We start from the raw sequence: 22039 nt of genomic DNA on the forward strand, positions 1-22039 counted from the left end.
CTCGCCGTCTCCCCCGCGGCCATCACCGCTCGCGCACCCCACGGCCCGGCCGCCTTCTGGGGCAGCCTCGCCGCCGCGACGCTCGTCTCCGCCTCCGCCGCCGAGAGTGCCGCGGCGGCGGACGCAGCGGCCCGGGCTACGCCTCGGTGACCCGGCCGTCCGCCACCAGGAGGCGGCGGGTGGTGTGGACCGCGTCGAGCATCCGGCGGTCATGGGTGACCAGGAGCAGAGTGCCGGGGTAGGTGGCCAGCGCCGACTCCAGCTGCTCGATCGCGGCCAGATCCAGGTGGTTGGTGGGCTCGTCCAGCACCAGCAGATTGACCCCGCGGGCCTGGAGCAGGGCCAGCGCCGAGCGCGTCCGCTCCCCGGGGGAGAGCGTGGCGGCGGGCCGCAGCACATGGGCGGCCTTCAGACCGAACTTGGCCAGCAGGGTCCGTACGGCCGCGGGCTCCAGCTCCGGCACCGCCGCGCCGAACGCGTCCAGCAGGGATTCGCCGCCGAAGAAGAGCGCGCGGGCCTGGTCGACCTCGCCGACCACCACACCGGGGCCGAGCGCCGCGGCCCCCGCGTCCAGCCGGAGTCGGCCGAGCAGCGCGGCCAGCAGGGTCGACTTGCCGGAGCCGTTCGCACCGGTCACCGCGACCCGGTCCGCCCAATCGATCTGGAGGTCGACCGGGCCGAAGCGGAAGTCGCCGCGCCGCACCTCGGCCCCGCGCAGGGTCGCCACGACCGCGCCCGCACGCGGTGCCGCGGCGATCTCCATCCGCAGCTCCCACTCCTTGCGCGGCTCATCGACCACCTCCAGCCGCTCGATGAGCCGGTCGGTCTGACGCGCCTTGGCGGCCTGCTTCTCGGTGGCTTCGACGCGGGCGTTCCGCCCGATCTTGTCGCCGTCGGGGGCCTTGCGGCGGGCGTTCTTGACGCCCTTCTCCATCCAGGCGCGCTGGGTCCGGGCCCGTGCCTCCAGGGAGGAGCGGGTGTCCGCGTATTCCTCGTAGCGCTCGCGGGCGTGCCGCCGGGCGGTCTCGCGCTCCTCCAGATAGGCGGCGTAGCCACCGCCGTAGAGGTTCACCTGCTGCTGGGCGAGGTCGAGTTCCAGGACCTTGTCGACGGTGCGGGTGAGGAATTCGCGGTCATGGCTGACCAGCACCGTCCCGGCGCGCAGCCCGGTGACGAAGCTCTCCAGCCGCCCCAGCCCGTCGAGGTCGAGGTCGTTCGTCGGCTCGTCGAGCAGGAAGACGTCGTACCGGCTGAGCAGCAGCGAGGCGAGTCCGGCGCGGGCGGCCTGCCCGCCCGAGAGGGCGGTCATGGGCCGGTCCAGGGAGATGTCGAGCCCGAGCGAGCCGGCGACCTCGTCCGAGCGCTCCTCGAGGTCGGCGGCGCCGAGCCCGAGCCAGCGCTCGAGGGCGACGGCGTACGCGTCGTCCGCGCCGGGCGCGCTGTCGACCAGTGCCTGGGTGGCGGCGTCGAGTTCGGCCTGAGCGGCGGCGACCCCGGTGCGGCGGGCCAGGAAGGCCCGCACGGTCTCCTCCGGGCGCCGCTCGGGCTCCTGCGGCAGATGGCCGACGGTCGCGTGCGGCGGGCTGAGACGCACCGCGCCGTGCTCGGCGTCGGTGAGCCCGGCCAGCAGCCGCAGCAGGGTGGACTTCCCGGCGCCGTTGACCCCGACGAGTCCGATGACCTCGCCGGGGGCGACGACGAGATCGAGGCCGGAGAAGAGGGTGCGGTCGCCGTGGCCCGCGGCGAGGTCCTTGGCGACGAGTGTGGCAGTCATCAGCGGCGATCCTAATCGCCGGGCCGGGGACGTTGCTCCCGGTTTTTCCGCTCCCCGGCGCGGCGGGGGCCCGATCAGCCGCGCGAACAACCCGTGAGCCACTACACCCAGTAGATTGTCGCAGCTTAGTTTTGCTGTGTGGTGGGGTAGAGGTGGCGCAGTTTCACGCGGGTGTCGTCGGTGGTTCTTCTGCGACGACATGGCACCCCCGCCCGGCCGAAGTGAAACGACGAGGAGAGACTGCCCGACCGTCAACTCCACCAATCAGAGCCACACTTAGCAGCGACAATCTACTGGCGCGCCACCGGGGTCACCAGCACCGTGTCCCGCGTATGAGCCACGAGATATGCCTCGCCCCGCACGGCCCGGAGGTCCGGGACGAGGCGATGGGTGCCCGGCTCCAGCGGGGCGTCGAACAGCTCCCACGTCCGGGAGCGGGAGAGACGGTCCATGCGGTGGGCCACCAGCCGCACCCGGCACGGGGACGCCACCTCGAGGAACGCCTCGACGGCCGCCCCGGCACCCGACGCGCGCAGCCCGGTGAGTCCGCGGCGGTCGAACGGCGTGCGGTCCAGGGCCTGTTCGACCTGGGCGACCAGCAGCGGGACGATGGGCGCGAGCGCGGTCACGAAGACCACGTCGGCCCGCGCCGCCGCGCAGGCGTCCCGCACCGCGTCGCGCTCGTCCCGGCCCACCGCCCGGCCGAAGACCACCGCACCGTACTTGCGCAGCTCGTCCGGGTGCGCCCCCGCCGCGTCGAGGGTGATCTCCGCACCGATGCCGATGCGGCGCAGCGCGGCGGCCAGCTTGGCCAGTACGGCGGCGCGGCGGCCGATGAGCAGCGCCCGGGGCCCCGGGCGTCCCTCCGGACCGTCGTCGGCGAGCAGCCGCTTCAGCTCGGTGCGGTACTGATCGCCGCGAAAGCGGTAGGGGCCGATGCCGGGGAGGGCGTCGCGCTCGGCGTCCGGGGCGGCGTGGTCGGTCTGCCAGACGAAGTCGCGCCAGACCACGTCCGGCCCGTCCCGCTCGATGACGGCGGTGAGCGCCCCGCACTCCAGGCCCTCGCACTCCGGACAGCCGTAGATCACGAACCGGCCGCCCTCGAGCGGTGCGTCCGTCTCCAGCAGCAGTCCGCTGACCTGCTCGGTGAAGGCGGCGGGGCCGAGGTCCAGGGCGAGCGATGAGACTACGTCGAGATCGGGGAGGCGCGGCAGCAGCGGGCCGCCGTCCACCGTGAAGTCCAGGAAATCACGGTGCATTTGGTACGCGCCGTCGGCCAGCACACCGCCGACGCGGATGGCCGGCGTCAGCCCGAACGTCACGTACTCGAAGCTCATGGCCCAAGTATTCCCAAGTATGGGTCCATCGGCGCATGGACACTTCGACGCACCCGCACAGCGGTTCATCGACGACAAATCCGGAGGAGGGAGGGAGTGCGCACGACAGTGCGGGGGATGGCGTGGTGCCGGGCCCCCACCCCGGCGGTAGCCTCCGGGCATGACATGCGACGCGATGGTCATCGGCGCTGGAGTCATCGGGCTGACCAGCGCCATCGTGCTGGCCGAGGGCGGGCGCCGGGTGGCGGTGTGGAGCCGCGACCCGGCCGGGCGCACCACGTCGGCGGTGGCCGGAGGGCTGTGGTGGCCGTACCGCATCGAACCGGAGGAGCAGGTGGCCGCCTGGTCCGTCGATACGCTGCACACCTTCATCGAACTGGCCGCCCGGCCGGAGGAGACCGGGGTCCGGCTGGTCGAGGGCACGCAGGCGGGCATCGGCGTGGCGGACCTGGGGACCTGGGCGGCGGAGGTGCCGGGGCTGCGTCCGGCGCGCCCCGACGAGCTGCCGGAGGGCTTCTCGGTGGGGCTGCGGGCGCGCGTTCCGCTGGTCGACATGCCGACATATCTCGGCTGGCTGCGGCGGCGCCTGGAGGCGGCGGGCGGAACGGTCGAGGAGCGCACCGCGGCCTCCCCGGCCGAGGCGGGGCGCGCCGCCCCGCTCGTGGTCAACTGCACGGGCCTGGGCGCGCGGGAGCTGGTGCCGGACACCGGGGTGCACCCGGTGCAGGGGCAGCTGGTGGTGGTGGAGAACCCGGGTGTCGAGGAGTGGCTGGTGGCCGCGGAGCACGACGCGTCGGACACGCTGTACGCCCTGCCGCAGCCGTACGGGCTGGTGCTCGGCGGCACCGCACGCGAGAACGCCTGGGGTCTGGAGCCGGACCCCGCGACGGCCGACGCGATCGTCGCCCGCTGCGCCGGTGTCCATCCGCGGGTGGCGGACGCGCGGGTGCTGGCCCACCGGGTGGGTCTGCGCCCGGCGCGCTCCCGGGTGCGGCTGGAGAGCGAGCGACTGCCGGACGGCGCGCGTGTCGTGCACAACTACGGGCACGGTGGGGCGGGCGTCACGGTGTCCTGGGGCTGCGCCCGGCAAGCCGCGCTACTGGCCTGACCCGGCACACCGCCTCCGCCGGGCCGCCTGCCCTTCCTGACCTGCCGTCACATCGCTTGGAACCGCCGGATGCCCCGCCCGTCCACTCGCCCGACCCGTGAGGCCCGGGCAGCCGGCCCGGCCATGCGAACACCACGACCGGGCGGGCGCCCCGGCCGGACCGGGCGCGTCGGGGCCCATGTGGACGGTCTCCCTCGGGAATGCGGCGGTCCCGCCGGTCAGGCGTCCGTGGGACGCGATCGGCGGGACCGGATGTCCTGCGGGGTGGCGGCTACGCCGTGCCCGCGGGGGCGGGATCGACCGGGTCGACCGGGTCGTCCACGCCGTCGCCGTCCTGCGACGGGTCGGGCGGGGTGGCCGGGCCGATCCGGATCTCGAACTCGCCGTCGTACATCTCATGTCCGGCGATGACGGCCATCTCGACCGCCTCCTCGCCCCTCTCCCCCCGGACGATCAGCGGGTCGCGGCGCAGATCCCGCAGCAGGGCCCAGCAGAGGCCCACCATCACCAGGGTGAACGGCGCGGCCACCAGGATGGTCAGGTTCTGGAGTCCGGTGAGCGCGTCGTCCCCGCCGCCGCCGATCAGCAGCATGACGGCCGCGACACCACCGGTGACCACGCCCCAGAAGACGACCACGAAGCGGGTGGGTTCGAAGGCGCCCTTCTGCGAGAGCGTGCCCATCACGATGGACGCCGCGTCGGCGCCGGAGACGAAGAAGATGCCGACCAGGATCATCACCAGGACGCTCATCACGCCCGCGATCGGGTACTGGTCCAGCACGCCGAACAGCTGCCCCTCGGGGGTGGTCTCCTTGCCCAGGCGGCCCGCGGCCTCCAGCTTCATCGCCGACCCGCCGAAGATCGCGAACCACAGCAGACTGACGGTGCTCGGCACCAGGATCACTCCGCCCACGAACTGCCGGATGGTGCGGCCGCGGCTGATGCGGGCGATGAACATGCCGACGAACGGCGTCCAGGAGATCCACCAGGCCCAGTAGAAGACCGTCCAGCTGCTCAGCCAGTCGGCGACCGACTTGCCACCGGTGGCTTCGGTGCGGCCGACGAGCTGGGGCAGATCGCCGACGTAGGAGCCGATCGAGGTGGGCAGCAGATCGAGGATGATGATCGTCGGGCCCGCGACGAACACGAACACGGCCAGGAACAGCGCCAGCACCATGTTGATGTTGGACAGCCACTGGATGCCCTTGGCGACACCGGACACCGCGGAGGCGATGAACGCCACCGTGAGGATCGCGATGACGGCCACGAGCAGCCCCGTGCCCACGTCGCTCTTCCAGCCCAGCACCTCGATACCGCTGCCGATCTGGAGCGCGCCGAGCCCGAGCGAGGCGGCGGAGCCGAAGAGGGTGGCGAAGATGGCGAGTATGTCGATGACCCGGCCGACCCAGCCGTTGGCGTGGCTCCGGCCGATGAGCGGGGTGAAGACGGCGCTGATGGTCTGGCGACGGCCGCGCCGGAAGGTGCTGTACGCGATGGCCAGGCCGACCACCGCGTAGATGGCCCATGGGTGCAGCGTCCAGTGGAAGAGCGTGGTGGCCATGGCGGTCTGCATCGCCTCGGCCGCGCCCTTGGGGTCGGTGCCCGGGGGCGGGCTCACGAAGTGCGACAGCGGCTCGCTCACGCCGTAGAACATCAACCCGATGCCCATGCCCGCGCTGAACATCATCGCGACCCATGAGACGGTGCGGAATTCGGGCTCCTCGCCCTCCTTCCCGAGCGTGATCTTGCCGTAGCGGCTCATGGCCAGCCACAGCGCGAAGATCACAAAGCCCGACGCTGCCAGGACGAAGGCCCAGCCACCGTTGTGGATCAGCCCGGACAGCATGTCCGCCGAGGCGTCCTCCAGGGTGTCGGTGGCGACCGCACCCCAGACGACGAAGGCGAGCGTGAGCGCGGCGGAGACGCCGAACACCACGCGGTCCGTCTGGGGGGCCCGGGATCGCTCCGGGCCCCCCGAACCTTCGGGACTATCCGTTGTGCCCGGAGGACCGCCCTTGGCGTCCCCCGTGGTCTTACCTGTCTCCGTCACGCAAGAACCTTTCACTGAATGAGCACGAAGTGTGGTCAACGACTTTCCGCTACCCAGCAGCCGGGGACGCATGCCCTTTTCCGTGGCGGCGCTATGTCCCGTATCGGCAGGTCAGCGCAGGTTTTCCAGATCCCGTCTGCTGGATCCCGTCTGCTGGGTTCCGTCTATTGGATCCCGTCTGCTGGATTCCGTTTCATGGATTTCCTCGACGGATCGGCCAGGGCACCGCAGCGGCGATGGGGGGAATCTCCGGGCGGTCAGCAGTCGTCCGCGGGCCGCCCCGTGGTGAGGTGGTACGCGGCGCGTTCGTCCAGCAGCAGCGGCACCAGCGCACGCGCGGACTGGCGCAGCGGTACGAGCACCCCGCCGACGGGGCCGGAGTCGCGGCGGACCCGCACTCCGTGCAGCGCCAGTTCGTCCTTGACCTCGCCGTACTGCGCGGCGTCCAGCCGGTAGCCGCACGGCGGGTCCTGGAGTATCTCGTTCTCCTCGGCCGGGTCGTTGTCGGCGCCGCCCAGGTACACCGGACCGCGGTCGGCGTATCCGGCGAGGCGAGCGGCCGTGGTGGCGGCCTCGATCCGGCCGCGCCGCTCCTTCACGTAGTCGAACGCGCCGTCCAGGGAAGCGAGATGGGAGTCGACCCGCCGCCGGTTGTTGAGCGCGGGATCGGCCCGCTCCTCGTCGGTGATGGCCTCGGCGCGGGTCTCCACCAGCAGCCCCACGGAGTTCTTGACCCCGAGGGTGTTGCGCAGGATCCGCTCCTGGCCGTCTCCGGCGGTCTGCTTGATGGGTTCGCCGGTCTCCGGGTCGGTCCATATGCCGTAGTCCCCGGCGGGGTGGCCCGCGGCCTCGGCACTGGCCCGGACGTAGGAGTTGGACAGGGTCCGGCCCTCGTTGTGCACGGCGTCCGCGGTGTTGAGGTTACGCGGCCACAGGGTGAGTACGTCCTTCATGTAGTACGGCACGGTGGGGGTGTATTCGTGCAGGTCGTAGACGGTGTCGGGGGTCCAGTCGCGGATCACGGCCGCCATGGCCCCGGCCTCGGCCGTCTTCAGCTCGATGTGGTCACGGTTGATGTCGATGTTCTGGGAGTTGGTGCGGGTGTCGGCCTGGCGGCCGTCCGGGTTGGCGGTGGGCACCACCAGGACATCGGTGCGCTCCAGGAAGCGGCGGGTCGCGGAGTCCTTGGCGTAGGCGAAGCGGCGGATCGTGGACAGACAGGCCTCGCGGCCCGAGGGCTCGTCGCCGTGCTGGGAGCAGATGAGCAGCATCGTGTTGCGGGCGGCGTGGGCGGGGTCCGCGGGCGCGGTGGTCGCCCCGATCCGGACCAGGCGCAGCGGGCGGCCCTGGGCGGTGGTGCCGATCCGGTCGACGGCGACGCGGGGGCTCGCCCGGTCGACCGTGGCCAGGAACTCCGTTTCCTCCGCCTCGGAGGTCCAGCGGGCGCCGTTGCTGGTCTCGAATCCTGTGCGGGGAGGGGGAGCCTGTGCCTGTGCGGGGGAGGTGAGTACGGATCCGGTCAGGACCGCACCCATGGTTCCGCAGATCGCGGCACGCAGCACAACGGGGGACGAGGGCATGAGCGGTGCCTCCTCGGCAGCCTGGGGGTGGTGGGAACGCGGTGCCCGGCGGATGCCGGGCACCGCGTGGGGCGGGGTTCAGCCGGTGGTGCGCGCTGCGGGCAGCCGGTCGCCCTGCCGTCCCGGGTCCGGCTCTGCGACGCCCTTCTTCAGCGGTCCGGCGGACGGGGCACCGGTGGCGGTTTTCGGCGCCCCGCCGACCAGGGGCAGCCGGGCCGAGGTGCGGGGCAGATCGAGCGTCAGCCGCGGGGTGGTGTCCGGCGGTTCGATGAGGCCCGCGTCGGTTCCGGCGATGACGAGGGCGAGCCGGTGTCCGGCCGGGACGATGTGGTCGGTGGCGGCGAGGTCGAGGGTGAGGGTGTAGCGCTGCCCCGGGGTCAGCGGGCGGCCCTTGCCGTCGTCCGCGTAGGTGCCGAGGTCGGCCCAGCCGCGGCTGATGACCGTGTGGTCGACCCGGGCCGGATCGGCGGCGGTCTCCTTGAAGCAGGCGCTGTCGCCCGCCGTGCTGCTCCCCCAGCAGGTGCGCCTATCGTGGGTGACGATGCCCTCGCCGTCGCCGGTGTAGTCGCGGATGGTGGCCGGGCCGACGTCGACCAGGACAGCGGACAGATGTGCGCTGGTGGTGGAGGGGGTGGCGGTGACGGTCACCGTGCCCGAACCGGACAGCCGCAGCGGCTCGGTCAGCGGACCGGTGGTGAAGCCCGCCTTGTCCGGGGTGGACTGTCCGAGGTGCGCCGCCCAGTCGGCCTCGCTCAGTGCGGGGTTGTCGGTGAAGGTCTCGGTCGTACCGGGCGCGGCCCGCCGGGTGCCGAGGACACCGATTCCGGGGGTGTCGCCGCCGCGCGGGCGCAGCGTGGTCCACCGGGTGCCGGACGGGGGCCAGACGCGGTCGGTGGACCACTGATCGGGGGCGCGTTCGACATCGGCTCCCGGTTCACGCTCGATGCCGTTGTCGATGCCGAGGAGGTAGTGGTCGAACCAGCGGTGCAGGGTGCGCACCCATGCGCCGCGCCGGAAGTCGAACGGGTCGACGTGTCCTGTCTGGGAGAGCCAGATCTTGCGCTCGACACCCGCGCGGGAGAGCGCGTTCCACCACTGTCCGAGGTGCTTGGTGCGGACATTGAGGTCCTGCATCCCGTGAACGGCGAAGACGCTGGCGCGCACCTTGCGGGCGTCCGGCACATAGTCACGGGCGCTCCACAGCCCGGTCCAGTCGCCGGTCCGCGGCGCTCCCTCGACCAGCCGCTTCTGGACGGCGGCGCAGCGGCCGTGTGCGGCGTCGCTCTCGATGGCGTCGGCGAGGGCGTCGGGGCCGGAGTCGAAGAGCGGCGCTCCGCGCGCGAAGTAGTAGTCGTACCAGGAGGAGATGGCGCCGATGGGCACGATGGTCTTGAGCCCCTTGACGCCGGTGGCGGCCACTCCGTTGGCCACCGTGCCGTCGTAACTCTTGCCGATCATGCCGGTGGCGCCGTTGGACCAGCTCGCCGTGACGGCTCTGCCGCCGCTGGGGGCGTCGTATCCGCGGGCCCGGCCGCCCAGCCAGTCGACGACGGACTTGGCGGACTGGATGTCGGACCGGCCGCCGATGTCCACACAGCCGTCGGAGCGGCTGGTCCCGGCCAGGTCGACCAGGACGGTGGCGTAGCCGCGCGGCACGAAGTAGTTGTCGTAGAAGAGCGGGAACCGGACGGGTTTCCCGGCCGCGTCATAGGTCTTGGTCTGGCTCTCGTTGCCGCGTCCGCAGCAGGCGTAGTACGGACTGGCGTCCATGATGACGGGGATGCGGTGGCCCGCCTGAGCGGGTTCACGCGGCCGCACGATGTCGACGGCGACGCGGTCGGTCCTGCCGTCCGCGTCGTCGTCGACTCCAGTGTCCACCCATACGGATTCACGTATGGCGTGCTCGTAGGAGTAGACGGGTCCGCTCTCCCGGACGCCGGCGGGGGCCGCGTGGGCGGCCTGGGTGCCCAGCGGGGGCAGCAGGGTGACGGCGGCGGCCAGCAGTGCGGTGACCGACGAAAGGATCAGTGTGGTCCGGTGGATGCGGGATTTCCGCCTCGGTAGCAGCACGGCCGGACGGTAGCGCGAGTCAACTCCCGGGCAGAAGAGGCGCGCACCGGAACTGAGGGTTCCTCAGCCGGTGCCGTATCGGCCGGATGTCGATTACATGTCAGGCGGCGGGATGGACGGGCGGAACCCACCGGGAGTACATAGAGTCGCGAGTGATCGTTCTCCCCTACGAGTTGGAGGACTCGTGCGTCACCACAGACTCCTCGTCCCGGGCGCTGTCGCGGCCTGCCTGTTGCTGGCGATCCCGGCCTCGGCGGCCGATGCCACCCCGGGCGCCCCCGGCCTCGGGGATTCCTACTACCCGTCGTACGGCAACGGCGGGTACGACGTCTCCCACTACGACCTGCGGCTGAAGTACCAGCCGACGACGGACCGGCTGGACGGCACCACGACGGTCCTGGCCACCGCCGCCCAGGATCTGTCGCGCTTCAACCTGGACTTCGCGCTCGATGTGAGCGAGGTGCTGGTGGGCGGGAAGAAGGCGGCGTTCACCAGGACCGGCGACCACGAGCTGGAGATCACCCCGGCCGCGCCGCTGGACAAGGGCCGCCCCTTCACCGTGGTGGTGCGCTACCACGGCACCCCGTCGAAGGTGCAGGCGAGCGGGTTCACCGCCTGGCTGCGCACCCCCGACGGGGCGGTGGCGGCCAATGAGCCGGAGTCGGCGTGGTGGTGGTACCCCAGCAATGACCATCCGCTGGACAAGGCCACGTACGACGTGTCGGTGGCGGTCCCGGACGGGACGCAGGCGATCAGCAACGGCACCCTCCAGTCGACCGGTTCCCGGCTGGGCTGGACCCGGTACAACTGGCGCTCCAGCAAGCCGCAGGCCACCTATCTGACCACGCTGGCGGTCGGGAAGTTCGACATCACCAAGGACACCACCGCGGGCGGCCTGCCGGTCATCAACGCGTACAGCAAGGACCTCGGCGACAACGCGGGCGCGGTGCGGGCGAGCGTGGAGCGCTCGGCGGAGATCGTGGACTGGGAGTCCACGGTCTTCGGCCCGTACCCGTTCGAGGCACTGGGCGGCTATGTGCCGAACGTGCCCACCGGGTACGCGCTGGAGACCCAGACCCGGCCGTTCTACAGCCCCCGGCAGTTCTCCCGGGGCGCGAACACCTCGGTGGTCGTCCATGAGCTGGCCCACCAGTGGTTCGGCGACAGCGTCTCGCTGAAGGACTGGCGGGACATCTGGCTCAACGAGGGGTTCGCCTCCTACGCCCAGTGGCTGTGGTCGGAGAAGGAGGGCGAGGGCACCGCGCAGGAACTGGCGGACTACACCTACGCCTCCTACCCGGCGGACGACCCGTTCTGGACGGTCAAGCCCGCCGACCCGGGCCCGCAGAACCAGTTCCACGACGCGGTCTACGACCGGGGCGCGCTGGCCCTCCAGGCGCTGCGCAACAAGGTCGGCGACAAGGACTTCTTCGCCATCCTCAAGGGCTGGACGGCGAAGAACCGGTACGGCAACGCCTCGGTGCGGGACTTCGTGACCTTCGCCGAGAAGGTGTCCGGCGATCCGCTGAACCAGCTCTTCGACACCTGGCTGTACACCCCGTCCAAGCCCGCCGCCTCGGCGGCGCGGGCGGCGGCGGTGAGCCCCGCCAAGGCCGTGGCGAAGCCCAGGTCGTGGGACCGGATCCAGGCCACGCACAGCGCCCACCGGCACTGACACCGGCCACGGTGCGCGCCTGGCGGGCGGAGGACCTCAGCCCGCCCGGCGCGCACGGGCCCGCGCCTGGCGCGCGACCGGCAGATAGCGCAGCCGCTCCGGCAGCAGCGGCACGACCACCCGCACCACCCGGCCGAACCAGCGCAGCCTGCGCTCCTGCGCGGCCGTCCACTCCAGGCCGATGGCCTCCCGGGCGTCCGGCGGCATCAGCCCCGCGACGAGGAAGGCGCGGAACCGGGTGAACAGCGGGCGCAGGCCCGGCCAGAGGAGCCGCAGCGGCAGCGGCCCTGGGGCCGGGACGGGTACGTCGCGGGCGGCCAGTTCACGGGCGACGGGTGTGGGCTCCAGCCGCTCGCGCACCACCGCCCGGTAGTACGGCCAGAACTCCTCGACGCTGCCCGGCAGTTCGTCCTCGGCGAGGCCCAGCACCCGTCCGACGCGGAGCCACTCGGCGTACAGCGCGCGCTCCTCGGCGACGGTGAAGGGACGGGCGCCCAGATAGCGCTGGGCCCGCAGATAGACCGGATAGCCGGTGGCGTGCACCCAGCGGTAGAGCTCGGGATCGAGCGCGTGGTACGGGCGGCCGTCGGCGGCCACGCCGTGGACACCGCGGTGGAGGGCGCGCAGTCTGCGGCCCTCCGCCGCGGCCCGGTCCCCGCCGTAGACCCACAGCTGCACCGAGCGCAGGGAGCGCTCACCGCGCCCCCACGGATCGGTGCGGAAGACGGAGTGCTGGTCCACACCCGCCCCGACCGCCGGATGCGCCACCTGCATGGTCATCGCGGCCGGGAGGGCGAGCACACTGCGCACCTCCCCCGCGATGGACCACAGGATGCCGCCGGGGGGTGGCGGCCGCTGGTCCATGCCGGTGGGGTGGGGGCCGTGCTCGTTCATCGGAACCGGTACGGGCTACGGGCGGGCCGGGCGCGCCCGGCCCGCGCGGATGGGTCTAGTCGCTGCTCCTTCCAGTATGCGCCGTCGTGCCGGGGCCGAGCGGGCGCAGGGTCAGGGTGTAGTCGTAGGCCCGGTCGGCCCGTACCCGGTACTGGTCGCGGACCGGGTTGGGAGTGTCGCCCACCCCGGTGACCGCGTGGTCGGCGTGCAGGGTGTTCCAGCCGTCGTTGCGCTTGAGGAAGTGCGGATAGGCGGCCCGGTCGAGCTGGTCGTACGCGGTGGCGCCCGCCTGGAGGTCACCGGAGACCAGCAGGCCGCGCCGGCGGCCGTCGGTCAGCGACGCCCAGCGCACATCGTCGTGGTTGCCGTGGTCCTGCGGCTTCAGATACTCCACGTACTGGTCCCTCACCGGGGAGGACCACACCCCCATGGGAGTGCCGTCCTTGCGGTCGTTGACGTTCTCCACGGGGCCGCGGCCGTACCAGCGGAAGGTGCTGTACCGCTGGGGCACGCGCAGTTTGAGGCCGATCCGCGGCAGATAGGACAGGGTGCGGAAGTCACCGCGCGCCTCGACCTGGTGCCGGATCCGCACCTGCCCGGCCCCGTCGACCCGGTACGCCACGGTCTGGCCGAAGGACGCGCCGGTGACATCGGGGGCGGCGGCGGTGGAACGGACGGAGACGGTGACCGTGCCGTCGTCGCCGGGTGTCACCGCCACCCCGTCCACGGTGGTGCGCAGCCGGTCCAGACCCAGGGTGCGCCAGCGTTTGCCCTCGGCGGTGCCCCAGTCGGAGCGCTCGTTGCTGATCGGGGCGCGCCAGGCGTCCAGTTCGGGCCCGGACCGCAGCAGTTCGCGGCCGTCCGCGCGCATCGAGGTCAGGGTTCCCTTCTTCCGGTCGAAGGTGTAGCGGAAGCCGTCGCCGGTGACGCGGACGGTGTCGCCGCTCTCGGTGGCCCTGGCCGGGCCGCCGCCGGGGCGGGCTGCGGGTTCGGGCACCGTGTCGCCGCCGACCGCGAACTGGCCGAAGGACACCACATGCCCGGCCTTCGCCCAGTCGGTGGTGCGGGCGGTGACGGCCTGCACGATGAGATGGCGCTCGTAGCCGCCGGGGTTGGCGGGCGGTGCCGGGAGCTGGATGTCCTCGGCGGCTCCGGGGCCGACGTCCAGGGCGCGGGTGCCGCCGGCGACGGTCTTCGCGCCCTCGGTCACCTTCCAGCGCAGCTTCAGATCCGACGTCCCCGTGAACGCGCGCTCGTTGGTGACCGTGACCTTGCCCGCACGCGGCCCGTCACCGGACGGTGCGGTGATCCGGATCGGCGCCTGCACCCAGGCGAGCTGCGCGGTCTCCGGTTCCGGTGTGCGGTCGGCGGTGACCAGTCCGTCCACCCCGGACTCGTAGAGCCCGTAGGAGAGATAGCTGCCCTCGCGGGTGAACTCGTCGAAGTCCAGGGCGATCAGGGCGTCCCGCTCGGGGTCCTCGTCCTCGGCCAGCCGGTCCGCGCCGAGCGCCGTGTCGTAGACCCGGACCCGGTCGATGGTGCCCTTGGCGGTGCGTCCGGTCCAGCCGTCCTCCATGGCGTCGTTGTTGCGGCCGACGCCGAGATCGAAGCCGGTGTAGTCGATCCGGCCGCTCCAGGCGGTCTCGGCGAGCTGTTTGCCGTCCGCGAACAGCCGCAGGGCGGTGCCGTCGTAGGTGCCGGTGACCCGGTGCCAGGCGCCGGTCCAGCCCTCGGGGACGTGGGCGGTGACGGTGCGGGGTCCGCCCTGGCTGGTGATGGTGAACTCCAGGGTGTCCTCGTCCTTCATCCGCAGCACGTACTGGTCGCCCTTGCTGACGATGGTGAAGTCGCCGGTCCAGGGGGCGGCGGGCTTGACCTGGGCGTCGAGGGTGACGGCGGTGCCGGTGAGGTCCAGGCTCGGATCGCGGTAGACCTCGACGAAGTCGTCCAGGCCGGACAGATACAGCGCCTTGCCGCTCTTGCCGTCGACGACCTCCGGTTTGCCGGACAGGCTTGCGGCGACGCCGTTGCCGGAGGAGTCGGGGGTGGTGATGAGCGGACGACGGATGTTCTGCTCGGCCCAGTCCCAGATGAACCCGCCCTGGGCGCGCGGCTGGGACCGCATGACCTCCCAGAACTCCCGGAAGTTGCCGAGGCTGTTGCCCATGGCGTGGGCGTACTCACCCATCACGATGGGCTTGGTGAAGCTCTTGGCCTTGGACTCCAGGGAGGCCGGGGTCGGATAGCGGGGTCCGGCCACATCGGCGAACGGGGCGTCGCCGTCGGGCCAGTTGGACTGGTGGTAGAGCGGACGGGTGGGCTCACGCTGCTTGGTCCACTCGGCCATGGCGAAGTGGGCCTTGCCGAGCCCGGCCTCGTTGCCGGTGTCCCACAGGATGACGCTGGGGTGGTTCTTGTCGCGCTCCACCATGCCCCGGTGGCGGTCGAGGAACGCCTTCCGCCACTCGGGGCGCTCGGCGAGACAGTCCCTCGGACAGCTCTCGTGGCTGTGGGTCTCGATCTCCATTTCGTCGTCGATCAGGATGCCCTCGCGGTCGGCGAGTTCGTAGAGATAGGGGTCCGAGGGGTAGTGGGAGGTGCGGATGGCGTTGACGTTCAGCCGCTTCATCAGCCGGATGTCCTGTTCCATCCGGGCGCGGGTGGCGTGCCGTCCGGTGGCCGGGTCGGTCTCGGCGCGGTTGACGCCCCGGATCAGGACGCGTTTGCCGTTGAGCTTCAGCAGCTTGTCCTTGACCTCGATCTCACGGAAGCCGACGCTCTGGCGGACGGTCTGGACGGCCTTGCCGCCGGGGTCGCGCAGGGTGAGCACCAGCGCGTAGAGGTCGGGTGTCTCGTCGGACCACTTGGCGGGGTCGGTGACCTTCCCGGTCAGTTCCGCCGTGCCGTTGTGCTCCTCGGCGCTCAGCCGCTTCACCTCGCGCCCCTCGGGGTCGTAGAGCACTCCGGTGACCCGGTGCGGGCCGCTGGTGTCGCCCGGGGTGCGCGCGATGTCCACCTGGGTGCGCAGGGTGGCGTCCCGGTAGGAGTCGTCGAGGTCGGTGGTGACGTACGCGTCCCGCATCCAGGTGGTGGGCGTGGAGTACAGCGTCACGGAGCGGAAGATGCCCGCGTAGCGCCACTGGTCGTAGTCCTCCAGATAGGACCCGGCGCTCCAGCGGTGCACCTGGAGGGCGACCCGGTTGGTGCCGGGGTGCAGATAGTCGGTGACGTCGAACTCGGCGGGGACGTAGCCGCCCTGGTCGTAGCCGACGTACCGGCCGTTGATCCACAGGAACCAGCCGGAGGTGACCCCGTCGAAGCGGATCACCTGGCGGCGGCCGTCCCAGTCCCGGGGCACCTCGACGGTGCGGACGTACGCCCCGGTGGGGTTGAGGTCACGCGGCACCTTCGGCGGGGCGTCGGGGACCATCTCGCTCTGGACGTTGCGGAACAGCGGATGGTCGAGGTCGTCGGTCTGCCAGGTGTGCGGGACCCGGACGCTCTTCCAGCCGGAGGTGGCGGTGTTGTAGTCCTCCTTCCAGAAGCCGCGCGGGGCGTCCTCGGGGCGGTCGGCGAGGGCGAACCGCCACCGGCCGTCGAGGCTGCGCTCCCATGCCTCCCGGTCGGGGCCGTCGGGGCGGAGCCGGGCGTGCGGGGGTTCCTGGCCCTCGCCGGTGCGCTCGGGGTCCTCGAGATAGCTGTGCACATCCGCGGGGAGGCCGTCGGCGTCGGATGCCCGGCCGGTGGCGGTGTCCGCCGCCGTGAGTCCGAGGCCGACGGCAGTGGTCATCGCGAGCACCACCGCGATCAGCCGTCGGACCGGGCCGCGGGGTCCGCTGCCGGGCCTGCCGTATCTCCTGCTCAATTCCCACTTCACCTCACAGATCCGGAAGAAATTCAACAGAGATGAACGAGGTCGCACAGTATTGATGGACCCCCAGGGCGTCAACCGTTCTCACAGCGGCCTCTGGTGGCCAGGTTGGGGCAGGAGGTTTCACAGTGGTGATGAGACAGCAATACTGATGAACCCGATGGAGCAGCAGCACACCGGAGAGCGAGGCGCGGCCCGATGACCACCCCCGACACCGAGGAACCGACTCTCACCGTCGACGAACTGGCGGCGCGTGCCGGGGTGACCGTCCGTACGGTCCGCTTCTACGGCACCCGCGGACTGCTGCCACCGCCGGTGATCGGGCCCCGCCGGGTCGGCCGCTACGGCGCCGAGCACCTCGCGCGGCTCGCGCTAATCGAGGAGCTCCAGCACCACGGGATGACGCTGGCCGCCATCGAGCGCTATCTCAGCCGGCTCCCGGCGGACATCAGCCCCGACGATCTGGCCATCCACCGCGCCATGGTGGCCTCCTGGGCCCCGGACACCTCCGAGGAGACCAGCCGTGCGGAGCTGTCCCGGCGGGCGGGGCGGGAGTTGACGGAGGAGGACATCGACCGGCTGGCCGCGCTCGACGCCCTGGAGCGCACCGGGGACCCGGACGTCTTCCGGATCGATCCGCGGGTGCTGGACCTGGGGATGCGGCTGCTGGACGTGCCGATCGAGCTGGAGACGATACTGGCGGCCCACGCCGTGGTGGTGGACCACACCCGCTCCGTGGCGCGGGAGCTGGGGCGGCTGTTCCGCGACGAGGTGTGGGGGCCGCGGCGGGACCGGGAGTCGGAGGCCGGTCCGGAGCGGGTGAAGGCGAAGAAGTCGCTGTCGGCCCATATGCAGCCGCTGGTGGTGCAGGCGCTGGTGATCGCCTTCCAGCGGTCGATGAAGCAGGAGCTGCGCGCCTGGTACGGGCAGGACCTTGCGGAGCGCGACACATCCGCGGACGAGGGCTGACGACGACCGCCGGTGGACCGGGACTGCCCCGGTCCACCGGCGGTCGTGGTCATCCCGCGGCGGTGGTCAGTCCGTGAACCGCTCTCCCCGCTCGGCCTTCTCCACCAGCAGTGCGGGCGGTGCGAACCGCTCGCCGTAGGCCGCCGCCAACTCCCGGGCCCGCGCCACGAATCCGGCGACACCGCCCGCGTAGCCGTTGATGTACTGGAGCACACCGCCGGTCCAGCCGGGGAAGCCGATGCCGAGGATCGATCCGATGTTGGCGTCGGCGACCGAGGTCAGCACCCCCTCCTCCAGCAGCCGCACGGTGTCGATGGCCTCGCAGAAGAGCATCCGCTCCATCATGTCCGTCAGGGGGATGCGGGTGTCCTCGCCGCCGCCGAAGTGCTCGCGCAGCCCCGGCCACAGCGCGGCGCGCTTGCCGGTGGCCGCGTCGTAGTCGTAGAAGCCCGCCCCACCGCTGCGGCCGGGGCGTCCGAACTCCTCGACCATGCGGTCGATGACCGTGTCGGCCGGATGCGGCTGCCAGGTGCCGCCCGCCTCCTCGGTGGCCCGCCGGGTCTCCTCGCGGATCCTGCGCGGCAGGGTCAGGGTCAGCTCGTCCATCAGGGACAGCACCTTGGCCGGGTAACCGGCCTGGGCGGCGGCCTGCTCGACGGAGGCCGGGTCGATGCCCTCCCCCACCATCGCCACGCCCTCGTTGATGAAGTGGCCGATGACGCGCGAGGTGAAGAAGCCGCGCGAGTCATTGACCACGATGGGGGTCTTGTTGATCTGGCGCACCAGGTCGAAGGCGCGGGCCAGCGCCTTGTCGCCGGTCCGCTCACCCTTGATGATCTCGACCAGCGGCATCTTGTCCACCGGCGAGAAGAAGTGCAGCCCGATGAAGTCGTCCACGCGCTGCACCCCCTCGGCGAGCAGGGTGATGGGGAGGGTGGAGGTGTTGGAGCACAGCAGCGCGTCCGGCGCCACCACGCCCTCGATCTCCTGGAAGACCTTGTGCTTGAGCGCCGGGTCCTCGAAGACCGCCTCGATGACCGCGTCACAGCCCTCGAGGTCGTTCACATCGCCGGTCGGGGTGATCCGGGCCAGCAGTGCGTCCCGCTCGGCCTCGGTGGTGCGGCCCTTGGTGAGCGCCTTGGCCAACAGGCCTTCGGAGTACGCCTTGCCCTTGGCGGCGGCCTCCGTGGACAGGTCCTTGAGCACGACCTCGATGCCCGCCTTGGCGCAGGCGTAGGCGATGCCCGCGCCCATCATCCCGGCGCCCAGCACGGCGACCTTGCGGACCTGCTGGGGCTCGATGCCCTGCGGCCGGTTGGCACCGGAGTTGACCGCCTGGAGATCGAAGAAGAACGCCTGGATCATGTTCTTGGCGGTCTGGCCGATCACCAGCTCGGTGAAGTAGCGGGCCTCGATGACCTGCGCGGTCTCGAAGTCGACCTGCGAGCCCTCGACGGCGGCGGCGAGGATGTTGCGCGGCGCCGGGTAGGGGGCGCCGCCCAGCTGCTTGCGCAGATTGGCGGGGAAGGCGGGCAGGTTGACCGCGAACTTCGGATCGGCCGGGGTGCCGCCCGGGATCCGGTGGCCCTTCTCGTCCCAGGGCTGGATCGACTCGGGGTGGGCGTCGATGAACGCCCGCGCCCGGGTGAGCATCTCCGCCGGGGTGTCCACCACCTCGTGCACCAGACCCGTTTCCAGGGCACGCCCGGGCGCGTAACGCTGGCCCTGGAGCAGCACCTTGAGCAGTGCGTCGGTGACCCCGAGCAGCCGGACGGTGCGGGCGACACCGCCACTGCCCGGCAGCAGGCCCAGGGTGACCTCGGGGAAGCCGATCCGGGAGCCGGGGGCGTCGAGGGCGACACGGTGGTGGCAGGCGAGGGCGATCTCCAGACCGCCGCCGAGCGCCGAGCCGTTGATCGCGGCGACGAGGGGCTTGCCGAGGGTCTCCAGTCGGCGCAGACCCCGCTTGATGCGCAGATTCGCCTCGAACATCTGCTGGGCGTGCTCGGGCCCGGCCTGGATCATGTCCTTGAGATCGCCGCCCGCGAAGAAGCTCTTCTTGGCGGAGGTGATGACGATGCCGCGGATGGACTCCCGCTCGGCCTCGGCGCGGTCGGCGACCGCGTCGAGGGAGGCGATGAACGCGGCGTTCATGGTGTTGGCGGACTGGTCGGGGTCGTCGAGGACGAGGGTGACGACGCCGTCGTCGCCCCGCTCCCAGCGGATGGTCGAGGCGGTGGTGGTCTCGGTCATGGCACGGTCTCCAAGGGGGAAGGGAGGTCGGTCGGGGTCGGGGGTGGTCAGAGGCGTTCGACCACCGTGGCGATGCCCATACCGCCTCCCACGCACAGCGTGGCCAGTCCGTAGCGCTGCTCGCGCCGCTCCAGCTCGTCGATCAGGGTGCCGAGGAGCATCGCACCGGTCGCCCCGAGGGGGTGGCCCAGTGCGATCGCGCCGCCGTTGACGTTGACCTTGTCCAGGCTGAGCCCCATGTCCTGTACGAAGCGCAGCACCACCGCGGCGAACGCCTCGTTGATCTCGACCAGATCGATGTCGTCGATGGTCAGCCCGGCCTTGGCGAGCGCCTTGCGGGAGGCGGGCGCCGGGCCGGTGAGCATGATGGTGGGGTCGGCGCCGGAGACGGCGGCGGAGACGATCCGGGCGCGCGGGGTCAGCCCGTGGCGCTCGCCGACCTCGCGGTTGCCGATGGCCACCAGGGCCGCCCCGTCCACGATGCCGGAGGAGTTGCCCGCGTGGTGGACATGGTCGATGGCCTCGATCCAGTGGTACTTCTGGAGCGCCACCGCGTCGAAGCCGCCCGCCTCGCCGATGGCCGCGAACGAGGGCTTGAGCCCGGCCAGGGTCTCGGGGGTGGTGCCGGGGCGGAGGTGCTCGTCCCGGTCCAGGACGGTCAGCCCGCTGCGGTCGCGGACCGGGACCACCGAGCGGTCGAACAGACCGTCCTTCCAGGCCCGTGCCGCGCGCTCCTGGGAGAGCGCGGCGAAGGTGTCCACGTCGTGGCGGCTCCAGCCGCCGATGGTGGCGATGAGGTCGGCGCCGATGCCCTGGGGGACGAAGCCGGTCTCGTAGTTGGTCATCGGGTCGGCGAACCAGGCGCCGCCGTCGGAGCCCATCTTCACCCGCGACATCGACTCCACGCCGCCCGCGAGCACCAGGTCCTCCCAGCCCGAACGGACCTTGGCCGCCGCCATGTTGACGGCCTCCAGACCGGAGGCACAGAAGCGGTTCTCCTGGACGCCCGCGACCGTGTCCGGCAGCCCGGCCGCGATGGCCGCGACCTTGGCGATGTCCGATCCCTGGTCGCCGAGCGGGCTGACCACGCCGAGCACGACGTCGTCGACGGCCGCCGGGTCGAGGTCGGGGAACCGCCGCCGGATCTCGTGGATGAGACCCACGACGAGGTCGACGGGCTTGGTGCCGTGCAGGGCGCCGTCGGCCTTGCCGCGCCCGCGCGGGGTGCGGATGGCGTCGTACACGTACGCTTCGGTGCTCACGTCAGCAGCCTTTCGAGGGGGTGCGGGTTGAAGGCGGGGAGCTCAGTCGGCGAGCACGGAGCGGCTGATGATCTCCTTCATGATCTCGGTGGTGCCGCCGTAGATCGTCTGGATCCGGCCGTCGGTGAACGCCTTGGACACCGGGTACTCCGTCATGTAGCCGTAGCCGCCGTGCAGTTGGAGACACCGGTCGGCGATCCGCTTCTGGAGCTCGGTCGCCCACCACTTGGCCATGGACGCCTGCACGGCGTCCAGCCCGCCCGCCGTGTGGTCGGTGATGCAGCGGTCCAGGAAGGCGCGGGTGACGGCGCACTCGGTGGCCATCTCGGCTATCTCGAAGCGGATGTGCTGGAGCCCCGCGAGCGGCCGTCCGAACGCCTCGCGCTCCTTGACGTACGCCGTGGTGAGCTCCAGGACGTGTTCGGCGGCGGCGATGGCGGAGACCGCGATGGTCAGCCGCTCCTGGGCGAGGTTGGTCATCAGATGGCCGAAGCCGCCGTTCAACTCGCCCAGCAGGTTGTTCTTCGGCACCCGGACGTCGTTGAAGAACAACTCGGCGGTGTCCTGCGCCTTCTGGCCGATCTTGTCGAGGTTGCGGCCGCGCTCGAAGCCCTCCGTACCGCGCTCGACGACGAGCAGGCTCAGCCCCTTGGCGCCGCCCTCGGGAGTGGTCCGGGCGACCACGATCACCAGATCGGCCAGGATGCCGTTGGAGATGAAGGTCTTGGACCCGTTGAGCACCCAGTGGTCACCCGCGTCGGTGGCGGTGGTGCGGATTCCCTGGAGGTCGGAGCCCGCGCCCGGCTCGGTCATGGCGATGGCGGTGATGAGCTCGCCCGAGCAGAAGCCGGGCAGCCAGCGGCGCTTCTGCTCCTCGGTGGCCAGTGACCGCAGGTACGGGCCGATCATGTCGTTGTGCAGCGGGATCGCGAATCCGGAGGCGCCCGCGCGGGCCAGCTCCTCGGAGATCACCGCGGAGTAGCGGTAGTCGTCGCTCCCGCCGCCGCCGAACTCCTCGGGCATCGCGAGGCCGAGCAGCCCCTGCCGTCCGGCCGCGCGCCACACCGCGCGGTCGACCACACCGTCCTGCTCCCAGCGCTCGTGACGCGGGGTCACCTCCTTCTCGATGAAGGTGCGGACGGTCTCGCGGAACGCGTCGTGCTCGGCGGTGAAGATCTGGCGCGTCAGGGGCGTGC

The 22039-nt window shown here is 71.7% G+C and carries 13 protein-coding genes; 3 read left to right on the forward strand and 10 right to left on the reverse strand.

Going from position 1 to position 22039, the window contains the following annotated elements; genetic code table 11:
* Positions 1 to 136: 136 nt before the first annotated feature.
* The gene (locus HUT19_RS08445; RefSeq protein ID WP_176179857.1) at positions 137 to 1774 is read right to left on the reverse strand and encodes an ABC-F family ATP-binding cassette domain-containing protein; all 1638 of its coding nucleotides are present in this window, start codon (positions 1772 to 1774) and stop codon (positions 137 to 139) included.
* Between the two features lie 290 nt (positions 1775 to 2064).
* On the reverse strand, positions 2065 to 3111 hold the full coding sequence (locus tag HUT19_RS08450) for an oxidoreductase (RefSeq protein ID WP_176179858.1): 1047 nt from the start codon (positions 3109 to 3111) through the stop codon (positions 2065 to 2067).
* 160 nt (positions 3112 to 3271) lie between these two features.
* Here HUT19_RS08450 and HUT19_RS08455 point away from each other — a divergent pair, with 160 nt between their 5' ends.
* Positions 3272 to 4219 carry an FAD-dependent oxidoreductase gene (locus HUT19_RS08455; protein WP_176179859.1) on the forward strand — a complete coding sequence of 316 codons (948 nt, stop codon included), beginning with the start codon at positions 3272 to 3274 and terminating at the stop codon, positions 4217 to 4219.
* A gap of 271 nt (positions 4220 to 4490) precedes the next feature.
* Here the strand turns inward: HUT19_RS08455 and HUT19_RS08460 are convergent, their stop codons facing one another.
* The 3 genes from HUT19_RS08460 to HUT19_RS08470 form a co-directional block, all read right to left on the reverse strand.
* Positions 4491 to 6155, reverse strand: coding sequence for a BCCT family transporter (locus HUT19_RS08460; protein WP_254885487.1), 1665 nt, complete (start codon positions 6153 to 6155; stop codon positions 4491 to 4493).
* Positions 6156 to 6526: 371 nt separating this feature from the next.
* Positions 6527 to 7849: a M14 family metallocarboxypeptidase gene (locus tag HUT19_RS08465; protein ID WP_176179860.1), complete on the reverse strand. Its 1323-nt coding sequence runs from the start codon at positions 7847 to 7849 to the stop codon at positions 6527 to 6529.
* 78 nt (positions 7850 to 7927) lie between these two features.
* Complete coding sequence (locus HUT19_RS08470) at positions 7928 to 9919, reverse strand: Xaa-Pro dipeptidyl-peptidase (RefSeq protein ID WP_254885488.1); 1992 nt, start codon at positions 9917 to 9919, stop codon at positions 7928 to 7930.
* Positions 9920 to 10103: 184 nt separating this feature from the next.
* On the opposite strand from HUT19_RS08470, the gene HUT19_RS08475 reads away from it, so the two are divergent.
* The gene (locus tag HUT19_RS08475) at positions 10104 to 11594 is read left to right on the forward strand and encodes a M1 family metallopeptidase (RefSeq protein WP_254885489.1); all 1491 of its coding nucleotides are present in this window, start codon (positions 10104 to 10106) and stop codon (positions 11592 to 11594) included.
* A gap of 36 nt (positions 11595 to 11630) precedes the next feature.
* Here the strand turns inward: HUT19_RS08475 and HUT19_RS08480 are convergent, their stop codons facing one another.
* Positions 11631 to 12488: an oxygenase MpaB family protein gene (locus HUT19_RS08480; protein ID WP_176179861.1), complete on the reverse strand. Its 858-nt coding sequence runs from the start codon at positions 12486 to 12488 to the stop codon at positions 11631 to 11633.
* 55 nt (positions 12489 to 12543) lie between these two features.
* Positions 12544 to 16353, reverse strand: coding sequence for a glycoside hydrolase family 2 TIM barrel-domain containing protein (locus HUT19_RS08485; protein WP_254885490.1), 3810 nt, complete (start codon positions 16351 to 16353; stop codon positions 12544 to 12546).
* A 204-nt stretch (positions 16354 to 16557) separates the two neighbouring features.
* On the opposite strand from HUT19_RS08485, the gene HUT19_RS08490 reads away from it, so the two are divergent.
* Positions 16558 to 17328 (forward strand): MerR family transcriptional regulator, encoded by a 771-nt coding sequence (locus HUT19_RS08490; RefSeq protein WP_176179862.1) that lies wholly within the window; start codon positions 16558 to 16560, stop codon positions 17326 to 17328.
* Positions 17329 to 17394: 66 nt separating this feature from the next.
* Here the strand turns inward: HUT19_RS08490 and HUT19_RS08495 are convergent, their stop codons facing one another.
* Genes HUT19_RS08495 through HUT19_RS08505 form a run of 3 tightly spaced genes read right to left on the reverse strand, consistent with a single transcriptional unit; the run spans position 17395 to position 22031 of the window.
* Positions 17395 to 19581, reverse strand: a complete 2187-nt coding sequence (locus tag HUT19_RS08495; RefSeq protein WP_176179863.1) for a 3-hydroxyacyl-CoA dehydrogenase NAD-binding domain-containing protein — start codon at positions 19579 to 19581, stop codon at positions 17395 to 17397.
* Between the two features lie 47 nt (positions 19582 to 19628).
* Entirely contained in the window at positions 19629 to 20843 is a 1215-nt protein-coding gene (locus HUT19_RS08500) for an acetyl-CoA C-acetyltransferase (protein ID WP_176179864.1), read from the reverse strand.
* A gap of 42 nt (positions 20844 to 20885) precedes the next feature.
* Positions 20886 to 22031 carry an acyl-CoA dehydrogenase family protein gene (locus HUT19_RS08505; protein ID WP_176186656.1) on the reverse strand — a complete coding sequence of 382 codons (1146 nt, stop codon included), beginning with the start codon at positions 22029 to 22031 and terminating at the stop codon, positions 20886 to 20888.
* Between the last annotated feature and the right edge of the window lie 8 nt (positions 22032 to 22039).

The sequence above is a fragment of the Streptomyces sp. NA02950 genome, from assembly GCF_013364155.1.
Lineage (GTDB): Bacteria > Actinomycetota > Actinomycetes > Streptomycetales > Streptomycetaceae > Streptomyces.

Excerpts from the sequence above, each read along its gene's own strand:
- HUT19_RS08445 (WP_176179857.1), bottom strand. The coding sequence starts at position 1,774 with ATGACTGCCACACTCGTCGCCAAGGACCTCGCCGCGGGCCACGGCGAC.
- HUT19_RS08465 (WP_176179860.1), bottom strand. The coding sequence starts at position 7,849 with ATGCCCTCGTCCCCCGTTGTGCTGCGTGCCGCGATCTGCGGAACCATG.
- HUT19_RS08450 (WP_176179858.1), bottom strand. The coding sequence starts at position 3,111 with ATGAGCTTCGAGTACGTGACGTTCGGGCTGACGCCGGCCATCCGCGTC.
- HUT19_RS08495 (WP_176179863.1), bottom strand. The coding sequence starts at position 19,581 with ATGACCGAGACCACCACCGCCTCGACCATCCGCTGGGAGCGGGGCGAC.
- HUT19_RS08480 (WP_176179861.1), bottom strand. The coding sequence starts at position 12,488 with ATGAACGAGCACGGCCCCCACCCCACCGGCATGGACCAGCGGCCGCCA.
- HUT19_RS08490 (WP_176179862.1), top strand. The coding sequence starts at position 16,558 with ATGACCACCCCCGACACCGAGGAACCGACTCTCACCGTCGACGAACTG.
- HUT19_RS08455 (WP_176179859.1), top strand. The coding sequence starts at position 3,272 with ATGACATGCGACGCGATGGTCATCGGCGCTGGAGTCATCGGGCTGACC.